Source organism: Methylibium sp. T29, assembly GCF_000576205.1.
GTDB lineage: Bacteria > Pseudomonadota > Gammaproteobacteria > Burkholderiales > Burkholderiaceae_C > Methylibium > Methylibium petroleiphilum.
In genome coordinates, this window is the sequence record NZ_AZND01000252.1 from 1 (window position 1) to 4,565 (window position 4,565).

Sequence of the window (4,565 nt, forward strand, 5' to 3'; positions counted from 1 at the left end):
CCGGCCGAACCGCGCACGAGCAGCGTGCCGCCGCGCATGCCGTCCATGCTGCCCGGCAGGGCGCTGGCGGCGTAATCGCCGACGTTGCCGCCGATCTCCAGCCGGCCGCCCGACATCTCGCAGGCCGCCAGCAGGCCGGCATGACGGCGCGCGACGATCTCGCCGCCGCTCATGCCGGCGCCGAGGTAGTCGCCGACCGGGCCGTCCACGTGGATGCGTCCGGCGGTGAGCTGCCAGCCGATGCGGTCGGCGCGGGACAGATCGCCCTCGAAGCGGAGCGCGTCGTCGCTTCGTGCGGTGATCGTGAACAGCTCGCCCAGCGCGACCGACTCGTTGCCGTGCCAGACGCCGAACTTCGCCACCGCGTCGGCCGACAGACCGGCGAGGGCCGCGGGCGACAGCGCGCGCAGATCCAGGCGCAGCGCCGGTGCCTGCTTCAGCGTGAGTGTCCAGCCGCTCATGACCGCCCCTCGCTCACGGCCGCCGGCCGCTCACGATCCCCCGCGGGGATGTCGCCCGGCTTCGGGCGGCCGTGCGCCGCTCATGACCGCCCCTCCGCCGTGCCCGGCACCAGCTTGTGCAGGTGATAGAGGAAGGGCCCGAGCTTGCCACCGTAGTTGCCGGCGCCGATGCGCTTCAGGCCCGACGCGGCGCCACGCTCGATCAGGGTCTTCAGGCCGGTGCGCATCGCAGCCGCCACGTCGGCGTCGGTCAGTCCGTCGATCACGATCTCCATCACGCTGCCGATGTCGGGGCCGAGCTCGCTCTTCGCGGCCAGCTCGCGCAGGCTGGGGCAGTAGGCGTCGTTGGTCGACGCGCCGAGCGTCGGGTACTTGCTGCCGACCTTGGAGCCCGAGCGCACCACGCCGCCGGGGAAGGGCATCACGATGTTGGGCAGCTGCTTCATCGCGGCGACCGCGGCTTCCGCCGCCGCCAGCGCCGCCGCGGTGTCGGTCGCCAGCAGCAGCAGGTTGCCGCCGCCGACGGCCTGGGTCGTGACCCAGGTGGTTTCCTGCGCGACGAACTCGCCGTCCATCACCGGCACGCGCCAGTAGCGCTGGCCGCCAATCACCTTGCTGGTCTGCCAGCCGTCGCCGAAGAAGCGCAGGTTCTTGCCCAGCGCGATCGCGTCGCCCTCGAACAGTCCGGCGTAGACCGCGGTGGTCGGGCAGGTCAGCACGCACTGGCCGACGCGCTTCTCGACCTGCTTGGCGAGTTCGCGGCCGCTCATCGAGAAGATCAGGATCGCGATGCCGGGCCGCCCGTCGGGCGTTTCCTCGGGCGCCAGCTCGCGCTCGATGCCGGCCTCGCAGCCGCAGGCGATCACCGAGGTGGCGAAGCCGGTGGTGGCCACCGCCGCATGGCGCGCCCATTCGAGGTTGTGCGCCGTGATGACGAGCCGCGTGCCCTTCATCGGAAAGGCTTCGGCGAAGCTGTCGTCGATGACGATGCCGTTGAGTTCCATCGCGTCAGTTCGCAGTCGTCGTGAAGCAGGCGGTCGGCAGCAGCCGCCCGCCGTTGCAGCACCGGCACAGCTCGTCGTGGCCGATCACGGCGTTGCGCAGGCTCACGCTCAGGTGCTTCTCGGTGTAGGGCGCCAGCAGCTTCTCGATGCCGCGGTCGAAGGCCGGCTCGACGAAGTGCGTGCCGCCGGTCGGCGTGGCGGTGATGACGCCGGCCCGCGCCACCCGCACGCCGTCCTTGAACACGTGCTCCGGCGCGGTGAACATCGTCTCGCGGTTGGCGTGCTCGCGGTAGACGGCGATGTCGGCCGCGGCACCGACGCCGAGCTGGCCGCGGTCCTTCAGGCCGAGCAGCTTCGCGGGGCCGGCGCGCGTCATGATGGCCACCTCGTTCAGCGTCAGCTCGCGCGTGATCGAGCCCAGCGCCGACTGCGCCACCACGTCGGGGTGGAGCTTCGCGAACTGCTCGTCGCGGAAGCTCTTGTCCGTCAGCAGCCGGATCAGGTGCGGGTAGCTGGTGAACGGCGCGCCGTTCGGGTGGTCGGTGGTCAGCACCACGCGCCACGGGTCCTTCACCAGCAGGAAGATCTCCAGCCCGATCGCCCACTGCAGCGCGTTCACGTAGCTCTGCTCGCGGTACTTGAACGGCACCACGCCGCAGCCGGCGTCGCATTCGATGTCGGCGCCGATCCACTTGCGCGGGTTCGCGAGGCCGGCGTTGGCGTGCTGGCGCATCGTGTCGCCCGAGGCGGTCACGGTCTGGCCGAACATGATCTGGCCGACGTCGATGCTCACGTTCGGGTGGGCGTTCACCGCGTCGGCCAGGCGCTGCGCGGCCGACGAAAACTTCTTCGGGCCCTCGGTGCCGTAGGCGTGGAACTGGATGTGCGTCAGGTGCGCCGGCAGGCCCTCCAGCGCGTCGATGGTCGCGAGCGTGGACTCGATGTTGCCCGCCACGCCGAGGTTGCTGCCGTGGATGTGCAGCGGGTGCGGTACGCCCAGTTCATGCAGTGCCTTCGCCAGCGTGTGCACGATCGTGCGCGGCGTCACCCGCCAGTGAGCGTGCTCCTCGTCGACGTCGAGCTTGCGCTGGTTGAACTTGAAGGCCGAGATGCCGCCCGGGTTCACCACCTTCACGCCCATCGCCTTCGCGGCGTGGAGGGTCCAGCCGGCGTAGTCGCGGATCTGCTGGAACTCGCGGCCCTCGGCGAGCAGTTGCAGGAACAGCTCGTCGTTGCCGAGCATCACGTAGGCGCCGTGGTCGAGGATGGGCGTGTCGCCCATCTCCATGTGCGCATGGCGCGCGTTCGAATGCATCATCGCCGGCTCGAAGGCCGCCGTGTAGCCCATCTCGCGTACCGGTAGCCGGTGGCCAGCGTGCCGGGCGTGCAGTGGCCGCACGAGGCCAGCTCCAGCGGGTTGGTCGGCAACGCGATCGGGTCGCGGTTGAGGCGGTGGTCTTCCGGCAGCAGCATGCGCGCGAGGTTGACCTTGCCGCCGCCGATGTGCGTGTGCATGTCGATGCCGCCGGCCATCACCACGCAGCCGCTGGCGTCGATGTCCTCGCCCACCGCTTCCTTGGGATGCAGCTCGACGATGCGGCCGTCGCGCACGCCGATGTCGCGCACTGCGTCGACGCCGTTCGCCGGGTCGATGACGCGTCCGCCGCGCAATCGCAGCGTGCCGCTCATGCCGACCTCCCGGCCCGCAGCGTGCGCACGCGCGCGTTCAGGCGCTGCAGCACCTGCGCCACCGTCGGCAGCCCGTCGTCGTACACCGCCTCCAGCGGCAGTGCCACGCCGCCGTCGAAGCGGAACAGGTGGCCTGCCGAGCCCATGCCCGGCGTCGACACCGGGATGAACACCGCATCGGCACCGGCGCCGGCCTGCTGTGCCGGATGGCCCAGCACCACCGTCGGTATCGAAGCGCTCGGGGCCGCCGGCTCCGGGCCGAAGGCCGACACCCACAGCAGCGCGTCGACGCTGCCCTCGGCCAGCAGCCGCTTCGCGTCGAAGCGCAGCGGCTCGTGTTCCAGCCCCAGCGGGCCGGCGCGGCTGCGCAGCGGCAGGCCCGACAGCCAGGTGAAGACGTAGTTCACCGTCTGCAGCCCGTCCTTGCCGCTGAGCGGCAGCAGCGCGGCGCGCGAACGCTGGTTGAGCGTGCCCACCAGGCGGTTCAGCGCCTCGGCGATCAGCGCGCCGTGCTCGGGCAGCTGCGACGATTCCCACACGACGACGGCGTAGCGCGCCGCGTGCAGTTGCGCTGCCAGTTCGGCCAGCGCCGGGCCGCGCGTGGCACGCGCCGGCCGTCCACCAGCGCGGCGAGCTGCGCGACACTGTCGAACAGGTCGCCGCTCAGCGCGACGCTGCGCTGCGTGACGCCGGCCAGGCCGTCGAGCGCCGGCTCGGTGGCGCCGCCGAGGAAGACGATCTCGCGCTGCGCGACCAGCGGCTCGCCGATGCCCACGCGGCGCCACAGCCCTGGAAAATTCTCGCGCGGCGACGCGCCGACGCAGACGATCAGGTCGGCGCGGTTGCGCACCTCGGCCAGCGTGGTGGTGAAGGCGCCGCGGTCCTGCAGCGCGCGCAGCGTGTGCAGCTGGGCGGCGCCACCGGCGGCGTCGCAGATGGCGCCGGTGGCACAGGCCAGCGGGTAGAGGGCGCGCGCACCGTCGACGTCGGTCGCCAGCCCGCCGAACAACGGCTGGCGGCTCGCCGCGAGCCGCTGCGCGGCCTGCTCGATGGCCTCGTCGAGCGAGGCGGGTTGCCCGGCGATGCTCGGCGTGGCACTCGAGCGCTCCGGCCGGAAGTGCGCCAGCGCGCGCTGTGCGCGCTCGCAGCCGGGGCCGCTCAGAGAGAAACGTCCGTCCTGCTGCGCCAGTTGCAGGTCGTCGTTCAGCAGCGCACAAAACGGGCTGGTCCAGGCGCGGGGGGCAGGGGCGTTCACGGGATCCATCATCGGCGCGCTGTCACGCAAAGCATGTGCCACGGGCGGGGCCGCGCGGCAGCGCGGCCGCATCCGCACCGGCCCGCGACACTGTGTGGCTGGCGCCGCCACAAGCGCCACAGTCTGTGCCGTCGCCCGGCGCGCCGACCACAGCCG

At 72.0% G+C, this 4,565-nt stretch carries 4 protein-coding genes and 1 pseudogene; all 5 read right to left on the bottom strand.

The features are described from left to right. Positions 1-461: formylmethanofuran dehydrogenase subunit C (locus x551_RS18720; protein ID WP_036250141.1), on the bottom strand; the 461-nt coding region annotated here is incomplete at its 3' end. A gap of 80 nt (positions 462-541) precedes the next feature. Then, positions 542-1,465, bottom strand: coding sequence for a formylmethanofuran--tetrahydromethanopterin N-formyltransferase (gene fhcD, locus x551_RS18725; protein WP_036235177.1), 924 nt, complete (start codon positions 1,463-1,465; stop codon positions 542-544). Positions 1,466-1,469: 4 nt separating this feature from the next. Then, a pseudogene (locus x551_RS18730) lies at positions 1,470-3,154 on the bottom strand (formylmethanofuran dehydrogenase subunit A). Next, entirely contained in the window at positions 3,151-3,693 is a 543-nt protein-coding gene (locus x551_RS27650) for a hypothetical protein (protein WP_253950417.1), read from the bottom strand. The pseudogene x551_RS18730 and the gene x551_RS27650 overlap by 4 nt, the downstream one beginning before the upstream one ends. Beyond that, the gene (locus x551_RS27655; protein ID WP_253950418.1) at positions 3,654-4,409 is read right to left on the bottom strand and encodes a hypothetical protein; all 756 of its coding nucleotides are present in this window, start codon (positions 4,407-4,409) and stop codon (positions 3,654-3,656) included. Before x551_RS27655 ends, x551_RS27650 begins: the two co-directional genes overlap by 40 nt. Between the last annotated feature and the right edge of the window lie 156 nt (positions 4,410-4,565).

Excerpts from the sequence above, each read along its gene's own strand:
- fhcD (WP_036235177.1), bottom strand. The coding sequence starts at position 1,465 with ATGGAACTCAACGGCATCGTCATCGACGACAGCTTCGCCGAAGCCTTT.